The sequence below is a fragment of the Microbacterium sp. NRRL B-14842 genome (assembly GCF_050470785.1).
The window spans coordinates 1-16,929 of the sequence record NZ_JBFLUM010000042.1 but is presented as its reverse complement, the minus strand read 5'-3'; the positions used below and the strand labels follow the sequence as shown (position 1 = coordinate 16,929).

The following is a 16,929-nucleotide window of genomic DNA, read 5'->3' as shown; positions in this document are numbered from 1 at the left end:
GATCAGCGGCAACCGGATCGTCGACATCCTCGACGACTGGGAGCGTCGGGTCGCGGGCTGGCAGCCGGATGTCGTCACCCTCATGGTCGGCACCAACGACGCCTCGGACGGCGGGGCCCCGACCGGTGATCTCGCCGGACGACTACGCCGCCTCCCTGCATGACTTCGTGAGCCGGGTGCGCGAAATCGGCGCCATCCCGGTGCTCCAGACGCCGCCCGCCATCGACGTCCGCAACGCGCCGGAGCGGGGCGCGGATCGCCGACTTCGCCGAGGCCGTCCGTCGGGTCGCGTCCGCGGAGGACGTGATCCTCGTCGACCAGTACGCGCACTTCGCGGAGCTGGGCGGTGGCGGGATGCCGTGGGGCCTCATGAACGACCCCTTCCACCCCAGCGCCGCCGGACACGCCGCTCTCGCCCTGGAGCTCGCCCGCGTCCTCGGCATCGCGCCGGAGGGACCGCGCGCCCGCACAGCCGCCCTCCTGGAAGGCATGGTCGGCACGGCTCGCGTCTTCGGCTGAGAGGCGCGGATTCACCCGGCCAGGGTGACCGCTCTGGACGGCGGTGACGGCGCGACGCTAGGTTGAGCGCATTCACACTCGACAGTGAGGTGGGGGCATGTCGCACGTCGTCGCAACCGGGGCCGGCAAGGCCATGATGGAACGTCGGAACGATCCGACGCACGAGTACATCCTGAAGCTCACCGGGCAAGGAGCGGCCTCGGGTCCTCTTCGTCGGCACCGCGACCGGCGATGACACCGCCTACATCGTGAGCTTCTACTCCACGTACGACTCCGACAGATGCGCGCCGCACCACCTGCCGCTGTTCCATCGCGCCGTCGACGACCTGGCCGGGTTCGTGAAGGGCTTCGACGTCATCCACGTCGGCGGCGGGAACACCCGCCAACATGCTCGACGTCTGGAAGCGTCAGGGCCTCGACGAGATCATGCGCGAGATGTGGGGAGGACCCCTCGTCGAACGTCGTGTTCACGGGAGGCAGCGCGGGCGGCATCTGCTGGTTCGAGGGCGGCACGACCGACAGCTACGGACCCACGCTGCAGGTGCTCCCCGAGGGCCTCGGGTTCCTGCACGGCAGCTTCTGTCCGCACTACGACGCCGAGGACCAGCGACGGCCGCTCTTCCACGCCTCCCTGCTCAGCGGCGAGCTCTCCACCGGGTATGCGGTGGGCAACCTGCAGTCGTTGCACTTCGAGAACAGCGAGTTCGTCACGGCGGTCAGCCCGGTCGAGAACGCGTTGGCGCTGAAGGTCGAGGCGGCCGACGGGAATATCGTCGAGACCGAGCTGCCGGTGCAGGTCCTCACCGGGGCGGCGCCGATCGTGAAGGGGCCGTCGTCGTGAACGACAGCGTCTGGATCCTCGTCGCCGAGCTCATCGTCGTCGTCCTGGCGATCTTCATGGGCACCCGCACGAGCGGGATCGGCCTGGGCGTGTGGGGGCCTCGTCGGCGTCGCGGTGCTCGTGTTCGTGTTCGGGGAGGCCCCCGGCAACGCCCCCGTCGACGCGGTGTTCATCGTCATCACGGTCATCACCGCGGCCTCGACCATGCAGGCCGCCGGCGGCATCGACTGGATGGTGTCGGTGGCCGCGAAGGTCATCCGCAAACGCCCGAAGTCCGTCGTCTTCCTCGCGCCGGCCATGTCGTTCCTCTTCACGGTCGGCGCGGGACCGGCAACATCTTCTACCCGCTGCTGCCCGTGATCTACGACGTCTCCTACCAGCAGAAGATCCGGCCGGAGCGGGCGCTGTCGGTCTCGGCCGTCGCCTCGCAGGTCGGCATCCTGTGCTCGCCGGTCTCCGCGGCCACCGCATCGATGGTCGTGCTGCTCGCGCCGCAGGGCGTCGACCTCGGCGGCCTGCTCCTCATCATGTGGCCGGCTCGATCGCGGGCCTGCTCGTCGCCGCCCTGGTCATGATGCGTCACGGCAAGGACCTCGAGGACGACCCGGAGTACCAGAAGCGCCTGGCGGAGGGGCAGATCAAGCCGCCCACCGTCGACGCGCACGAGAACAAGCTCCCGCCGACCGCCGTGCTCTCGGCCTCGCTGTTCCTCGCGGGCGTCGCGGTGATCGTCTTCTTCGGCCTGTTCGAGAACCTCCGTCCGGTCATCGGCACCGATGACGACGGCGACCCGCTCCGCCTGAGCGTCACGGTGATCATCGAGGTCGTCATGGGCATCATCGCCGCGCTGATCTTCGTGTTCTGCAAGGTCAAGGCCGCCGACGTGCCGAAGCAGTCCACGTTCCCCGCGGGCATCGTCGGGGCCATCGCCCTGTTCGGCATCGCCTGGCTCGCCAACACGTTCGTCGCCGCGAACCAGACCCTCATCGTCGACGGCTGGGCTCGGTCGTCTCCGGATCGTCCGCCTTCCTCGGCGCTCTGCTGTTCGCGCTGGCGCTCTTCGCTGTCGCCATGCTCACGACCAGCCAATCGAGCGCCACGAACGCGATCGTCCCGATCGGCATCACGATCGGTCTGCCCGCCTCCCTGCTGGTGGGGCTGTGGCCGGCGGCGATGGGCATCTACACGCTGCCCGCCAACGGCAGCCAGGTGGCGACGGGTCGCGTTCGACCAGACCGGAACGACGAAGATGGGCAAGTTCGTCATCGACCACTCGTTCCAGCTGCCGAACCTCGTCTACGTCGGCACGGCGATCGTCGTCGGGGTGGCGCTGTCGTTCCTGTTCACGTGACATGACCGACGTCGTCGACCGGTCGGCGCTGCGGCAGTTCCTCCTGGGACTGGCTCAGGGCATGAATGCATCGGCGGAGTCCGTCGACCGCATCCGGGACACGATCGCCGAGGTGGCCACGGCATCGGGGGGAGACGGCGCCGACTTCGTCGTCCTGCCGACGATCATCATCGTGGAGACGGGGGACGCGGAGGAGCAGCGGGTCGCGTTCCGGTCGGCCACGAACGCCTCGTTCCGCTTCGACCAGATCGCCGCGCTGTACGACCTCATCGCGCAGGCGAAGACCGGCGCCGTGGACCCGCTGGACGGCATCCGGCGGCTCAACGAGATCGGCGCGATGCGCCCGCGGCTCGGCTGGTTCACCCGCACGCTCGGGCATGCCATCCTCACGACCGGCCTCGCGCTCCTGCTCGCGCCGACCTGGCAGGGCGCGCTCGTCGCCTTCGTGCTCGGGTTCGGGATCGGCCTGCTCAAGCTCGTGCGCTCCCCCACACTGCAGCTGGTCATGCCCATCGCCGCGGCCTTCGTGTGCGCCGCCGCGGTGTTCCTGCTCGCGGAGGTGATCGAGATCGGCGACCCGATCCGGCTGCTGATCGCGCCGCTGGTGACCTTCCTCCCCGGCGGCGTGCTCACCACGGCGACGGTCGAGCTCGCAGCCGGGCAGATGATCTCCGGTGCGTCCCGCCTCATCTACGGGTTCGTGCAGCTCGCCCTCCTCGCCTTCGGCATCCTCGCCGCGGGCGCGGTGGTGGGCGTCTCGAGCGACTCGTACGAGGCGCTCGACGCCTCCTCGTCCTTACCTGCCCTGGTGGGTGCCGCTGCTGGGCATCCTCGTGTTCGCACTCGGCAACTACCTGCACTTCTCCTCCCCGCCGTCCACATTCGGGTGGGTGCTGCTCGCCCTGGTCGTCGCCTACCTCGGCCAATGGGCGGGAACGGAGTTCATCGACCCGGCGGTCGGCGGCTTCGTCGGCGCGGTCGCCGTCACGCCGGTCGTGTTCTGGATCGCCGTGGCTGCGCCACGGGGCCCCGTCGCAGCTCACGTTCCTCCCCGCGTTCTGGCTGCTGGTGCCGGGAGCGGCGGGGCTGGTGGGACTCACCGAGGCGGTGGCGACCGACAACGGTCTCGCCGACTTCACCGCCGCCCTCGTCTCCGTCATGTCGATCGCCCTGGTGTGCTCATCGGCACGGCGCTCTACCGCGTCGTGCACCACGGCGCGGAGGAGTTCGTCCAGTTCGCCGTCGCCCCCGCCGCCCGCGGAGGACGAAGAGCCCGCGCCGACGCTCTGGCACCGCCTGTCTGCCCCGCTGCGCCGCCTGCGCCGCCGCGATCGCTAGCGGTACACCTCGCGACGGTGGCCGGCGTGCACGACGACGACCGTCAGGATCCCGTCCTCGATCCGGTAGAGCACCCCGTAGTCCCCCCGTCCGCACCCGCCACTCCGGTCGGCGGTGAGCTTGCGTGCCGCGGGGGGCCGCGGGTCTTCGGAGAGGAGCTCGATGACGGCCTGGATACGTCGCCTCGCCTCAGGAGGGAGCTTGCGGATCGCCCGCACGGCGACAGGCAGGACCTGGACGTCGTAGGTCACGGCACGAGCCCGAGGTCCCGCTTCACCTCCTCCCACGGGATCGGCGTCTCGGCCAGTCGCGCGGTCTCCTCCCAAGCGGCATCGACCGCGCGGATGTCGGCCAGTTCCTCCGCGTCCTTCGAGGAGTCGCTTCAGCAGGCTGGCATCGACGACAGCCGCCACCGGGAGGTTTCGTCGGGTGAGATAGACGGGCTCCTTGCGCGCCTCGTCGATGATGGACGCCAGCCGCCCCCGGGCTTCCGTGATCGCGATCTCGCTCATGAGTCCATAGTAGTGCGAAACGTACAGAACAGCGCGGAAAGGACAGGTCGCAGAAAGGCGACGGGGGCCCGCGCCGCGGAGGCGACGCGGGACCCGGTGTCGATCAGAGCGTGGCGAGGATCTCCTTCATCTCCGCGATCTCCGCGGGTCTGCGCGTCGACGATGTCCTGCGCGAGGGCGACCGCGTCGGCGTTCTCGCCGTCCGCGACCTCCGTCTCGGCCATCTCGACCGCGCCCTCGTGGTGGGCGATCATCTGCTCCAGGAACAGCCGGGACGCCTCCGGGCCCGCGGCGGCTTCGAGCGCGGCGAGGTCGTCGTCGCTCATCATGCCGTCACCGTGGTCCATCTCGGCGGGGTCACCCGCCTCGGCACCCCAGTCGTCGAGCCATCCCTGCAGCTGCTCGATCTCCGGGCCCTGAGCGGCCGTGATGCGTTCGGCGAGGTCGGTCACCCGTGGGTCGACGTCATCCTTCGCGAGCACGATGTCCGACATCTCGACGGCCTGCTCGTGATGGACGATCATCATGGACGCGAACATCGCATCGGCCTCGTTCGCTCCGGCCAGCGGGGCGTCCGAGGTGGAGTGATCCATACCGGAGTGGTCAGCTGGTCCTGCAGGTGCGGCCGAGGCGCATCCCGCGAGGGCGAGGGTTCCGACCAGCACGAGGGCGGCGGCGGCAGCGGTTCGATTCTTCATTTCTCTCTCATCTCTGTCTGTCGGAAGGGCGTCCGCGGTCGCGGAGCCCGGGCGCTCACCAGCGCCGATCAGGTCCGACTGATGCAGAGGTCGTGGAGTGAGGGGGGACGGAGAGGGGCGGCGGCGGTTCCCGCGCGCACGCGGAGGGCGCGCAGCAGGGGAGCGATCACGGCCGCGCGGGTGGGGGCGCAGCACCAGGAGCAGTCCGCCGAGGAGCGCGAGGACGCAGGCCGCGCCGCCATCCCCCGCGGAGTCGTCGGGGACGACGGCCGCCTCGGCGACGGACACCGCATGCGCCGCCGACGCCGAGGGGTGCCCGGGCACCGGTGCCGCGTGGCCCGCCATCGCGTGCGCTCCGGGGGTGCCGTGCGTGTCGAGCGCGTGCATGCCGAGGAGCCCGAGCACGACGCCGCCCACGAGGGAGGACGACGAGCAGCGCCCTCTGGAGCACGCGACGACCGGCCATGGGTTCACTATACCCGGTGGGGGTATAGTGAACCCAGTCAGTGGGCGACGCCCGCGCGACGCAGCAGCCGGCGGACGGCGAGGACGACTCCCGCCACAGCGAGCTCCCCGAGCACCCGGCCGAGCAGCGTGGCGATGAGCACCGGCGGGACGAGGTGCTCCGGGGAGAACACCGGGAGGGCCACGAGGAAGAGCACCACCCCGGTCACGGCGCCGGCGAGCAGGACACGACCCGGGCGGACCGCGGCGTCGCGCCGGAACGGCAGCGCGAGGTCGAGGACCGCGCCGCCGAGGACGAGCGGCACCACCCCGAGCAGCCCGATCGGGGACACCGCGAGCGTCAGCACCCCGGTCACGAAGGCGGCCAGCGTCGCCATGCCAGGGACCCGGGTGACGACGCGGGCGAGGAAGGGCAGTGCGGTGTGCACGGCCGCGACCAGGGCATACGCGGGAGGGGAGGCAGCGGCCAGCACGCTCGTGACCGGGACGACAGCCAGGAAGACGAGGGCCTGAACCGCGCCGAGGGCTGCGCTCACGAGCAGGGCGCTGGTCGGCACACGGCGGGACACGGGCGATATCGGATCACTCACTCCTCCGAGCCTAGAACTCCCGGCGCCCCCCGCTCCGCAGCGTCCTGCACCGTGCGGGTTTGGATATCGTAGGGGTGGGGATGCGTACCTGGGGAGGGACGATGCCGGCTTTCGGCGCGCAAGGGGGACACGAGGTTTCCGCGGGTTTCCGCGCACGTGATCGGGCGTCCGCGGCTGAACGCGGTGCTGGACGCGGGAGCTCCGCTCACGCTGCTGGCGCGGCGCCGCGGGCTCCGGGAAGACCACCGCCCTGGTCGGCTGGGCCTTCACCTGCTCCGCCCGGGTCGTGTGGCTCACGGTCACACCGGCCCTGGCGACGAGCCCGGCACTGGCATCTGCGCTGCTGCGGGTGCTGCGCGGCACGGACACGGACACGGGCGCAGGCAGCACCGATCCGGCCACCGGGGACGGCTGGCCCGCCGTCGGGCACTACCTGTGCGATCACGAGGAGCCTGTCGTCATCGTCCTGGACGACGCCGCCGCGCTCGACCGGGATGCGGTCTTCGACCTCTGCCGCACGGTCGCCGTCCCGTCGCACGTCCGCCTGATCGTCGCCACGAATCGCCCCAGTCCCTTCGACAGCGACGGCATCGGCCTCGTGATCGACACCGCGCTGATCTCTCCGGAAGACCTCGCGTTCGACACCGACGAGATCCGCCGCGCTCTCGACGTGGACGAGGACACCGCCGTCGCCGTGCGGGCGGCCACCGAGGGATTCGCGGCGGTCGTGCGTGCCGTCGCTCTCCGCGGCCGTGCCCCCGACGGCACGACGATCGTGGAGGTCGCGACGGCGGCGGTCGACGACTACCTCCGCAGCCGCATGGAGGAGGGCACGTTCGGCGCCGGCGTCCTGGAGGGTCTTATCCGGATCAGCATCACGGACACGGTCGACCTGCCGTTGGCGCAGGCCCTCAGCAGCGATCCGGACATCGGCACGGCCCTCGACGAGGCCGAGGCGTTCGGCTTCGGCCGATGGTCGACGGACTCCGGGCGCCGGACCTTCACGATCGCCGCGCCGGCCCGCACCCTGCTGCGTCACGACCTCCTGCGGCGGTTCCCCGCCGAGATCCGCGTGCTCCGACGCCTCGCGATCGAGGGCGCCCTGCGCCGCGGCGCCCCCTTCGAAGGACTGCGCCTCGCGATGGAGGAGGACGACCTCCACCTCGCGGCCCACGTCATCATGTCCGGGTGGAGCCACCTCCTGGACCACGACGGTCGCCGGGTCGTGGCGCTGCTGGGCGACCTGCCTCTCGCCCGGCTGAAGCAGGAGCCGCTGGTGGCCATGCTCCTGGGCATCTGCCTCAATGCCAACCGGCTCCGGCGGGTGCGCGGACTGCAGCTGCTGCGGATGGCGATCTCCGCCGCGAACGCCCGTCGGAACACGCTCTCGCCGACGGAGCGCCTGTTCATCTGGACTGCCGAGAGTGCGGCGCTGCGCGTGATCGGGATGCCCGACAGGGCGGGGCAGGTGGCCGCCCGCGCGCTGGCTCTGTTCACCGAGACACCCGAGTCCCAGTGGGAGCAGTACGCGATGGAGATGCCGCTGCTCTGCACGCACCTCGGCATCTCGCTCTACTACGGCGGCCGTCGGGAACAGGCCGTGCGCCTGTTCGACGAGGCCGCCGCCCTCGCGGCGTCGCAGGGCAGCGGGAAGGCGTTCCACGCCGTCAGCCTCCTCGGCGGGATCCACGCCCTCAACGGCGATCTGCCGGAGGCCCGGCACTATGTCGAGATCATCCGCGACGGCTCGTGGGATCCCGCGCAGCTGGACGGCTACCGCGGCACGTTCTACCGCGTCGCCGAGGCGATGCTGGCGGTCGAGGACGGCGACCTCGCCGCAGCCAAGCACCACGCGCGCGCCTTCCTCCCGCACCGGGCGACGAGCGAGCACTGGACGACGATGGCGACGGTCGAAGCCTGGATCGCGCTGCATGAGGGCGATGCCGCGGGCGGACTGGAGCGACTGGAGTCGTTCGCCCGACTGCGCGGACGCGAGGCCGGCTCTCCGCCGGCCCGCCAGGCGCTGAGCCGCCCGCGGATCCTGCTCCACCTCGCCCTCGGCGACATCCGCGCCGCGCGCGGCATCAAGCAGCGCGACGCCGGGGCGGACCGCTTCGGCACCCTTCTGGAACGGGCCAGGGTCGCCCTGATCGACGGTCGCGCGCCCGAGGCGGCGCGGCTCCTCTCTCACACGCGCCTCGAGCCGACGACCTCACGCGAGCGCGCGGAGGCCGCGGCGGTGCAGAGTGCCGCCCTCCACCGGGTCAGTCCCGCCGCCGCGCAGGCCGTGACCGCGGCGCTGAACGCCCAGCTCGCCGACCGCGGACTGCGCACCCCGCTGGCGCTGCTCAGCGCCGAGGATTTCGCCGCCGTCCGCGCCGACCTCGCTCCGATCGGCGGCGCGCCGCTGCCCGACCGATCCGCGTTGCCGTCGTTCGCCGCCCGCCCGAGGCTGTCCTCGCGGGAGCAGGTGGTGCTGCACGCGCTCACCACCGGGGCGCCGCTGCCCGAGATCGCCGCGGAGCTCCAGGTCTCGCCGAACACCCTGAAGACGCAGCTCCGCAGCATCTACCGCAAGCTCGACGCGGCCAACCGTACGGAGGCGCTCGAACAGGCCGCCCGGCACGGCCTCCTCCGCGGATGACGAGAGCCCCGCCCGTCGCAGACGACGGGCGGGGCTCTCCGGCGGAACCGCTAGCTCTGCAGGCGGCGTCGGCGCACCAGCAGCAGCACGGCACCGCCGATCAGGAGGGCGATCGCGAGCCCGAGGACCCACGGCGCCAGCTGTCCACCCGTGAGGGCGAGCGGCGTCAGCACCGGGTTCTCGGTCGTGCTCGTCGGGGGCGTGATCGTCTCCCCGCCGGGAGGCGTGGCCGACGCCGTGGCCGCGTTCCGCAGCGTCGCTCCCGCCGCGTCGGCGTGCACGGTCACCGCATAGGTGATCACGACGCGCTCCCCTTCCGCGAGGCTGCCGGTCCAGCGCAGCGTCGTGCCGTCGATCGTCGGCGCGGCCACCGCACGGTCACCCACCGTGGCGGTCGCCGAGCCGCGGAGGTCGGCGTGCCGCAGCACTCCGGCCAGGTCGTCCGTGACGACGACCTCGTCCAGACCCGTCTCGCCGGTGTTGGTGCCGGTGAGGGTGTAGGTCACGACGCTGCCCGTCGCGACGGCGGAGCCGGATGCGGGGTCGGACGTCTTGACGAACGCGAAGCCCGGGGTGCCGACGGGGTTCTCCGTCGTCACCGGCGGCGGGGTCAGCTCGGCGCCACCCGGAGGCGTCGCCGTGCCCTCGACGGTGTTCGCGATGATCACGCCGCCGGCGTCGCCGTGCACGGTCACCGAGTAGGTGATCGTGACGCGCTCGCCGACCGCGAGGTCACCGGTCCAGGTGAGCTCATCTCCCGCGACGACGGGTGTCGCGGCGGTGCCGTCGCTCAGGGTCGCCGTCGCGTCGCCGTTGTAGGCGGCGTGGGCGAGCACACCCGAGAGGTCGTCGACGATGCGGACCGGAGCCAGCGCCGTCTCCCCCGTGTTCACAGCCGGTCACCGTGTAGGTGACGACGCTGCCCGGGTCGACACGCGTGCCGGAGGCGGGGTCGGCGAACTTGTGCAGCTCGAAGCCCGGCTCGTTCACGGGGTTCTCGGTCGTCGCCGGCGGCGTCTCGATGGGCGGCACGCCACCGGGCGGGGTCGCCGAGCCGGAGGCCGAGTTCTCGATCACGGACCCGCCGGCATCCGCCCGCACAGTCACCGAGTAGGTGATCGTGACGGTCTCGCCGACCTGCAGCGCACCCGTCCACGACAGCCCCTCCTCGGCCACCGTCGGCGCGGTGGTCACCGTGCCGCCGATCGTCGCGGTCGCATCGTCGTTGTACTCGGCGTGCGCCAGGACACCGGAGAGGTCATCGGTGATGGTGACAGGGTCGAGAGCCGTCTCCCCCGTGTTCACGCCGGTCACCGTGTAGGTGAGGACACTGCCCGGGTCGACCGCCGTGCCCGCAGCCGGGTCGACGCTCTTCGAGACCGAGAATCCGGGCTCGTTGACCGGGTTGGTCGTGACACCGGGCGGCGGCGTGATCGTGGATCCTCCGGGCGGGGTCGCCGTCGCGGACGCCGCGTTCTCGATCACGGTGCCGACGCCGTCGGCGCTCACGGTCACGGAGTAGGTGACGGTCACGGTCTGGCCGACCGCGAGCGCCCCCGTCCACGACAGCTCGGTGCCGTCCAGGGTCGCGGGAGCCGCAGCGGCACCCGCGATGCTCGCCACGGCGTCCGCGTTGAACGTCGCGTACGGCAGCACGCCGGACAGGTCGTCGGTGATCGTCACCGGGTCGAGCGCCGTCTGGCCCGTGTTGACCGCGGTCAGCGTGTAGGTGAGCACGTCACCGGGGTCGACAGCGGTACCGGCGGCGGGGTCGACGGTCTTGGCGAACGCGAAGCCGGGCTCGTTCACGGGGTGCTCCGTGCTTGACGGCGGCGGCGTGATCGGCGTGCCGGGAGTCGTGGGGCTCTCGGGGTCGCTCGGGTCGGCGGGGATGAGCGGGGTCGCCTCTCCCGTCGCCGTGTTCGCGATGGTCTCGCCGCCGGCGGTGGCGTCGACGGTCACCGAGTAGGTGATCACGACGTCCTGGCCGGGGCGCAGCACGCCGTTCCACGACAGGGCGCCGTCGGCCACGCGGACATCGCCGCGGGTCGCGGACACGTCGTCGTTGTACGCCGCGTGGGCCAGCGCCGCGCGCAGGTCGTCGCCGATCTCGACGGGGTCGAGGACGGTGTCGCCCGTGTTGCGGCCGGTCACGGTGTAGGTGATCACGGTGCCGGGGTCGACGCGCGTGCCCGTCGCCGGGTCGGCCGTCTTGGTGACGGTGAACCCGGGGGTCGCGACGGGGTGCTCCGTCGTCGCCGGCGGGGTCTCGACCGGGGTGCCCGGCGTCGTCGGACTCTCCGGGTCGGTCGGGTCGGTCGGGATCAGCGGGGTGCCCTCACCGGACACCGTGTTGCGGAGCAGCACGCCCGTCGCCTCCTCGTCCACCGTCACCGTGTAGGTGATGTCGACGCGGTCGCCGGGAGCGAGCGTCCCGGTCCAGGTGAGGGTGGTGCCGGAGAGCGTGACGGATCCGGACGAGGCCTTCGCGTCGCCGCCGTACTCCGCGTTCGCGAGGACGGCCGAGAGGTCGTCGACGATCGTCGCGGGGTCGAGGACCGTGTTGCCGGTGTTGACGCCCGAGACCGTGTAGGTGATCGTGTCACCCGCGCGGACGGCGGTGCCGGAGGCCGGGTCGGCCGACTTCGTGACCTCGAAGCCCGTGTCGACGACGGGGTGCTCCGTCTCCGCCGCCGGCGGGACGATCGGGGTCCCCGGCGTCTTCGCCCCGGAGGGGTCGGCGGGGTCGGTCGGGATCTGCGGCGTGGCCGATCCGGTGACGACGTTGTGCAGCAGGGCCTTCTCGACACCCGCGTCCACCGTCACGGTGTAGCGGATCGTGACCGATTCCCCGCGCGGGATAGCGCCGGTCCAGGTGAGGGTGGCGTCGGCGACCCGCACGGAGCCGCGGTCGGCCGTGACGTCGTCGTTGTAGCCGGCGGAGCCGAGCACGCCCGACAGGTCGTCGACGATCTCCGCGGGATCGAGGTCGGTGTCGCCCGTATTGGTGCCGGTGATCGTGTAGGTGATCGTGTCACCGGCGGACACGGCCGTGCCGGAGGCGGGGTCGGCCGACTTCGAGATCGTGAAGCCGGAGCCGATCACGGGGTGCTCGGTGGTGACCGTCGGCGGGACGATGAGGTCACCCGGAACCTGCGGCCCGGTCGGGTCGCCCGGGTTCGGGGTGGTGGGAGTGCCCGATCCGGTCACGCTGTTGCGCAGGATCTCGCCGGAGGTGTCGTCGCCCACGGTCACCGAGTACGTGATCGTCACGGTCTGTCCGGGCTGAAGCGTTCCGGTCCAGGCGAGGGCGTTCCCGTCAGGGTCGCGCCGCCCGTGGTGACGGTGGTGCCGCCGACCGTGGTCGTGATGTCGTCCGTTGAAGGCGGCGCTCGCGAGCACGCCGGAGAGATCGTCGGTGACGGTCGCCGGGTTCAGGACGGTCGCCCCGGTGTTCGTGCCCGTGACGGTGTACTCGATGGTCTGGCCCGGCTCCACCACGGTGCCCGCGGCGGGATCGGAGGTCTTCGCGACCTCGAAGCCGGCGACGGGGTGCTCGGTGGTGACGGCTGGAGGGGTGATCGGAGGCAGACCCCCGGGCGGCGTGCCGGATGCGGTGACGCGGTTGGCGATGCGCTCGCCCTCCACGCCCTCGTCGACGACGACGGAGTACGTGATCGTGAGTACCTGCCCGGCTCGAGGGCACCGGTCCAGGCGAGGTCGTCGCCCCGTGACGGTGGCGGCGCCGGACGACACCGGGTCGCCGTCGATCGCCGTGGCCACGTCGCCCTGGTACTCGGCGTTGGCGAGCACACTCGACAGGTCGTCGGTCACGGTGACCGGGTCGAGGCGGGTGTTGCCGGTGTTCTCGGCCTGCACCGTGTAGGTCAGTCGCTGGCCGGCCTGCACGGCGGTGCCGTCGGCGGGGTCGGAGGTCTTGCGGAGCGCGAGGTCCGGCGCGAGGCGGACGTTCGTGTAGGTGCACGTGACGTCCGGTGCCGAGCGGGCCGGACGGCTGGGTGACCTGTCCGTCGGCGGTGACGGCCACCGGGGTGGTCGAGCCGTCGGCGTTCACCTGCAGGCAGACGAGGGAGGCGTCGTACTTCGTGAGGTCGGTCGAGCCCGCCGCCGACTCGGACAGCCGGAAGGTGTCCCCCCTGGTTGGTGAACACGGGGCCGACGTAGTCCGGCTGCAGACCGGAGCGGTCGCCACGGGTGACGGCGTCGGTCTGCGCGACCTGGTAGCCGACCGGCGACTGCACGCGGAGCCCGAACTGGTCGGTCCCGGCGTGACGGCCTTCGGGGAGATCCTTCTTCAGCGTCAGCGTGTTCGGGAACGTGCAGCTCGCCATGTCGGTGGGCGAGAAGGACCCGAGCGAGGTGGTGTTGACGGTCTGTCCGCGGGGCAGATCGACCTCGACGATGTACGGGTTGGTCCCCCCCACCGAGACGAAGATGTGGCCGAGGTTCCCGAACGCGATGCCGTTGCCCTGCACGCCCGCGCCCATGTCGTGCACCTGCTTGGCATCGATCGTGGCCGTGCTGGGCTGGAGCGTTGCGGGCAGGTCGGCGGAGTAGATGTATCGGTCGGCGACCAGCACGAGCTGACCGGAGGCACTGAAGGCCATGTCGCCGTTGGCCCCGAAGGCGCTGCTGCCGGTAGTCGGGCGCAGCTTGCCTACCTGCACGTAGGTCTGCGGCGTGACGCTCTCGTTCCACGCATAAAGGTTGATGGCGCCATCGAGCGTGCCGCTGGCGAAGTAGTACACGCCCGTGACGGGATGCACGGCCCCTCGGAGGACAGAGGAGTCTGTGCGGCTGGTTCCCAGCGTGAACGGCGTTCGGGTCGTCGTTCCCCTCGCCCCGACGGTCGTGCTTGGCCAGCACCTTGTCCGTGCCGACGTTGGTCACCGTGTACGCGTACGTTCCGTCCGCCGACAGGCCGAGCCCGTTGTCGGAGTGGCCGAGGCCGATGCTCGTGGCGCCGAGGGTGCCGCCCTGCTCGTTCACGGCGAACTCGCGCACCTCGGTGGCGCTCTGCACGTACACCGCTCCCGGCGTGCAGAGGAACGGCTCTGCCGCGGCGGCAGGCGCGGCGGTCAGCGTCCCGCCGACGACGATCATCGACGACGCGACGAGCGCCGTGCTCACGGCACCGCCGATCAGCCTCTTCGTCCGGCCCCGCCAGCGGCTGTGCCGCTCCGGCGGAAGGCCATCGGACGTGCGGTCCTTGCGGGCAACACGGAATCCCATGACTGCTCTCCCCATTCATCGCGTTCCGGCACGCATCCGCGCACACGGAAGCCCCCGCCCCCTCAGGCGACCGCCGAGCACCCTTTCGGGCAGGGTGGACTCGGTCCGGGCCTCCGCCAGCCTGCCCGGCTGCCGCGGAGGCCCCCGACCGAACCGGGGGAATTCACCCCTCCTTTTCACCCCGGGACGGCACGCCGGAGGGCGCACCGGGATCCCGATGCGCCCTCCGGTGGTCGCGGGCCTACTCGCGAGAGCCGATCTCCTCGATCGGGCGGCGGCGCAGCGCGGCCCCTGTCGCGACCCCGCAGCGCGACGAGGGCGAGCGCGCCCATGCCGCCGACGATCGCGAGGGAGCCGAGCACGGGCATCGCCGGGAGCGGCTGCCCGGAGATGCCGTAGCTCATCCCATCAGGGCGGGATCGCCACCAGCACGCCGAAGACCATCGCGAGGGCGGCGATCAGGATCGCCTCGGTGCGCATCGTGGCGCGCACCTGTCCCCGGGAGGCGCCGATGAGCTGCAGCAGGGCGAACTCCCGGGACCGCTCCCCCGTCGCCATGACGAGCGTGTTCACGACGGCGATCGCGATGTACCCGAGGATGACCAGCAGACCGATGAGGCTCACCCATCCCTGCTGCGACACGGCCCCGGTCATGCTGGGCTTCTGACCCGAGCCGGGGGCCACCTGCAGACCGTCGGCGGCGAAGGCGTCGGCCGGCGCGTCACCGTCCACCGACAGGAGGGCGAACGAGTCGAGCGCTGCGGAGGTGTGCGCGCGGACGTGGTCGACCGCCATGGTGAGATCGCCGAACCCGAGACCGCGCTCGTAGATGCCGACCACGGTCGCCTCCAGCGGCGCCCCGTCGCCGAGGACGCCCGTCACCGGGTCGCCGACGTCGAGGCCGAGCGTGTGCGCCGCATCGGCGCTGACCGCGACGGTCGCACCGCCGTCGAGGGCGGTGAGGGACCCCTCCTGCACCCGCAGGTCGAGCAGGCCGTCCGCGGTCGTCGGGTCCACGCCCTGGAGCACGTACTCCGTGCGCTCGATCTGACCTTCGATGTCGAGCGAGTCGAGCACCGCGGTGCTGACGACCACGCCGGTCGCTGCCGTCACCCCCGGCTCGTCGCGCAGCGCGCCGACGGCGTCGGGGGAGAGCCCGGCCGGAGCGGCCACACGCAGGTCGGCGGTGACCCCGGCCCGGGCCTGGGTCGCGGCCTCGTCCGCGACGATCGCCGGCCCGCCGATCTGCACGAGACCCAACCCGATGCCGAGGGCGATCGGGAGGATCGCGGCCGCCATCCGCCGACTGCCCGCGGTGGTGTGGGCGGCGGCGAGGAAGCCCGCGGCCGACGAACGACGCAGCACCGGCCCGACGAGGCGCACGCACAGGGCGACGAGCCACGGTCCCAGGAGCGCGAGCGCCACGATGAGCATGATCGCGGCTCCGGCGGAGGCGCCGACCGCTGCGTCGCCGCGGAGCATCAGCGGGACGGTCGAGACCGAGACGCCGGCGGCGGCGAACACGATGCCGGTGATGATGCGGGGCAGGCCGATCGGGCCCTGGCCCGTCGAGGACTCGCGCAGCGCCTCGATCGGATCGAGGCGGGCGGGGCGCCGGGCCGCGATGCGCGCCGCTCCCCAGGCCGCTCCGAGCACCAGCACCAGTGCGCTCAACGCCGGGAACGGGCTCAGCGCGAGGGCGAAGTCGCCGGGGATGACTCCTCCGGCCACGAACGCCGACTGCAGTGCGGAGGACAGCAGGTACCCCGGGGCGATCCCGAGCAGCGCGGCGACGACGGCGACCGCGAGCGTCTCCCGCGCGATGAGGGCGTGCACCTGCGACGGGGTCGCCCCCACCGCGCGGAGCAGGGCATACTCGCGGCGACGCGCCTGGACCGACAGCGACAGCGTCCCCGCGACGATGAACAGGGCGACGAGGATGCAGGTGCCCACGAACGCGCTGCCGATCGCGATGAGCAGGGTGCGCGCCGCCGCCGAGTCGAGGAACTCCACGTCTCCTCTGGCGTCTCCGGTCCGGGCGACCAGATCCGGGAACGCCTCGCGGATCGCGACCGCCGTGCGCTCGGGGTCCCCGTCGACGAACACGCCGAGCGCCTGCGGGGCCCCCGTCGTGCGGGTCGAGGTCGCGGATGCGCTCGTCCGTCAGGAACACCGACACCGCGCGCTCCGGCAGGCTCTCCGCCGAGACCACACCGACGACCGTGTACGTCGCCGCGATGCCGCCGTGGGCGAGCGCAAGGGAGTCGCCCACGGCGTGCCCGGCTCCGGAGACCACCACGACCTCGTCGTCGGCGGCGGGCTCCCGCCCCTCCGCGAGCGTGAAGCCGGTGAGTGCCGTCGCGGACCAGGGGTGCGCCTCGACCACGGCAGGGGCCGTCCCGCCGGGCACCGACAGAGGCACGGTCACGTCGGCGACCACGGCCTCGACGCCCGGAAGCGCAGCGATCTCGCGCGCGGCGTCGGCGGGGGACGGGAGCGCGCTCACGCAGCGGCACCGGCAGGTCCTCCGGCACGTCGACCTGCTGCACCGCCCCGACGACCACCTCGGCCGCCGTGTAGCGCTGCGGGGCGAGGCCGCCGCGGATGCCGGACTCGACGAGCACGCCGAGTCCGGTGACGAGCGCACTCGCGACGAAGATGGCGACGAAGACCCCGGCGAGACTGCGCCGATGATGACGGAGGTCGGCGCGGATGATC

Annotated in this window: 10 protein-coding genes and 5 pseudogenes; 7 read left to right on the top strand and 8 right to left on the bottom strand. The window is 72.1% G+C overall.

Annotated elements, in window-relative coordinates:
- Positions 1 to 255 precede the first annotated feature (255 nt).
- From AB1285_RS20960 to AB1285_RS20940, 5 genes and pseudogenes are all read left to right on the top strand, one after another.
- Positions 256 to 519 (top strand): hypothetical protein, encoded by a 264-nt coding sequence (locus AB1285_RS20960; protein WP_429977815.1) that lies wholly within the window; start codon positions 256 to 258, stop codon positions 517 to 519.
- Between the two features lie 248 nt (positions 520 to 767).
- Positions 768 to 860, top strand: a pseudogene (locus AB1285_RS20955) (peptidase E); the annotation flags it as partial.
- A 122-nt stretch (positions 861 to 982) separates the two neighbouring features.
- Positions 983 to 1,360: a Type 1 glutamine amidotransferase-like domain-containing protein gene (locus tag AB1285_RS20950; protein WP_429977814.1), complete on the top strand. Its 378-nt coding sequence runs from the start codon at positions 983 to 985 to the stop codon at positions 1,358 to 1,360.
- Positions 1,361 to 1,474: 114 nt separating this feature from the next.
- Positions 1,475 to 2,711: pseudogene (locus AB1285_RS20945) on the top strand (anaerobic C4-dicarboxylate transporter family protein).
- 1 nt (position 2,712) lies between these two features.
- Positions 2,713 to 3,438: pseudogene (locus AB1285_RS20940) on the top strand (threonine/serine exporter family protein); the annotation flags it as partial.
- Between the two features lie 607 nt (positions 3,439 to 4,045).
- Here AB1285_RS20940 and AB1285_RS20935 read toward each other — a convergent pair.
- The 3 genes from AB1285_RS20935 to AB1285_RS20925 all read right to left on the bottom strand — a co-directional run bounded on the left by AB1285_RS20935 (position 4,046) and on the right by AB1285_RS20925 (position 6,293).
- A complete protein-coding gene (locus AB1285_RS20935; protein WP_429977813.1) occupies positions 4,046 to 4,561 on the bottom strand; it encodes a type II toxin-antitoxin system prevent-host-death family antitoxin in 516 nt (171 codons plus the stop codon).
- Positions 4,558 to 5,259, bottom strand: a complete 702-nt coding sequence (locus AB1285_RS20930; RefSeq protein WP_429977812.1) for a DUF305 domain-containing protein — start codon at positions 5,257 to 5,259, stop codon at positions 4,558 to 4,560. The genes AB1285_RS20935 and AB1285_RS20930 overlap by 4 nt, the downstream gene beginning before the upstream one ends.
- Before the next feature lie 503 nt (positions 5,260 to 5,762).
- Positions 5,763 to 6,293, bottom strand: a complete 531-nt coding sequence (locus AB1285_RS20925) for an ECF transporter S component (RefSeq protein ID WP_429977483.1) — start codon at positions 6,291 to 6,293, stop codon at positions 5,763 to 5,765.
- 307 nt (positions 6,294 to 6,600) lie between these two features.
- Between AB1285_RS20925 and AB1285_RS20920 the strand changes: the two genes are divergently transcribed.
- Positions 6,601 to 8,958, top strand: a complete 2,358-nt coding sequence (locus AB1285_RS20920) for a LuxR C-terminal-related transcriptional regulator (RefSeq protein WP_429977811.1) — start codon at positions 6,601 to 6,603, stop codon at positions 8,956 to 8,958.
- Positions 8,959 to 9,008: 50 nt separating this feature from the next.
- On the opposite strand, the gene AB1285_RS20915 is transcribed toward AB1285_RS20920, so the two are convergent.
- The 5 genes and pseudogenes from AB1285_RS20915 to AB1285_RS20895 form a co-directional block, all read right to left on the bottom strand.
- Complete coding sequence (locus AB1285_RS20915) at positions 9,009 to 9,794, bottom strand: isopeptide-forming domain-containing fimbrial protein (RefSeq protein WP_429977810.1); 786 nt, start codon at positions 9,792 to 9,794, stop codon at positions 9,009 to 9,011.
- Complete coding sequence (locus tag AB1285_RS20910; RefSeq protein ID WP_429977809.1) at positions 9,709 to 12,867, bottom strand: DUF7507 domain-containing protein; 3,159 nt, start codon at positions 12,865 to 12,867, stop codon at positions 9,709 to 9,711. Before AB1285_RS20910 ends, AB1285_RS20915 begins: the two co-directional genes overlap by 86 nt.
- A 184-nt stretch (positions 12,868 to 13,051) precedes the next feature.
- A pseudogene (locus tag AB1285_RS20905) lies at positions 13,052 to 13,171 on the bottom strand (hypothetical protein); the annotation flags it as partial.
- 34 nt (positions 13,172 to 13,205) lie between these two features.
- A pseudogene (locus tag AB1285_RS20900) lies at positions 13,206 to 13,310 on the bottom strand (hypothetical protein); the annotation flags it as partial.
- A 1,309-nt stretch (positions 13,311 to 14,619) separates the two neighbouring features.
- A complete protein-coding gene (locus AB1285_RS20895) occupies positions 14,620 to 16,317 on the bottom strand; it encodes an FtsX-like permease family protein (protein ID WP_429977808.1) in 1,698 nt (565 codons plus the stop codon).
- Positions 16,318 to 16,361: 44 nt separating this feature from the next.
- Here AB1285_RS20895 and AB1285_RS20890 point away from each other — a divergent pair.
- The coding region (locus AB1285_RS20890; protein WP_429977807.1) for a hypothetical protein at positions 16,362 to 16,929 on the top strand (568 nt) is incomplete at its 3' end.

Bases quoted from the DNA above. Each gene is read 5' to 3' on its own strand.
- AB1285_RS20935 (WP_429977813.1), bottom strand. From the start codon at position 4,561: ATGAGCGAGATCGCGATCACGGAAGCCCGGGGGCGGCTGGCGTCCATC.
- AB1285_RS20930 (WP_429977812.1), bottom strand. From the start codon at position 5,259: ATGAAGAATCGAACCGCTGCCGCCGCCGCCCTCGTGCTGGTCGGAACC.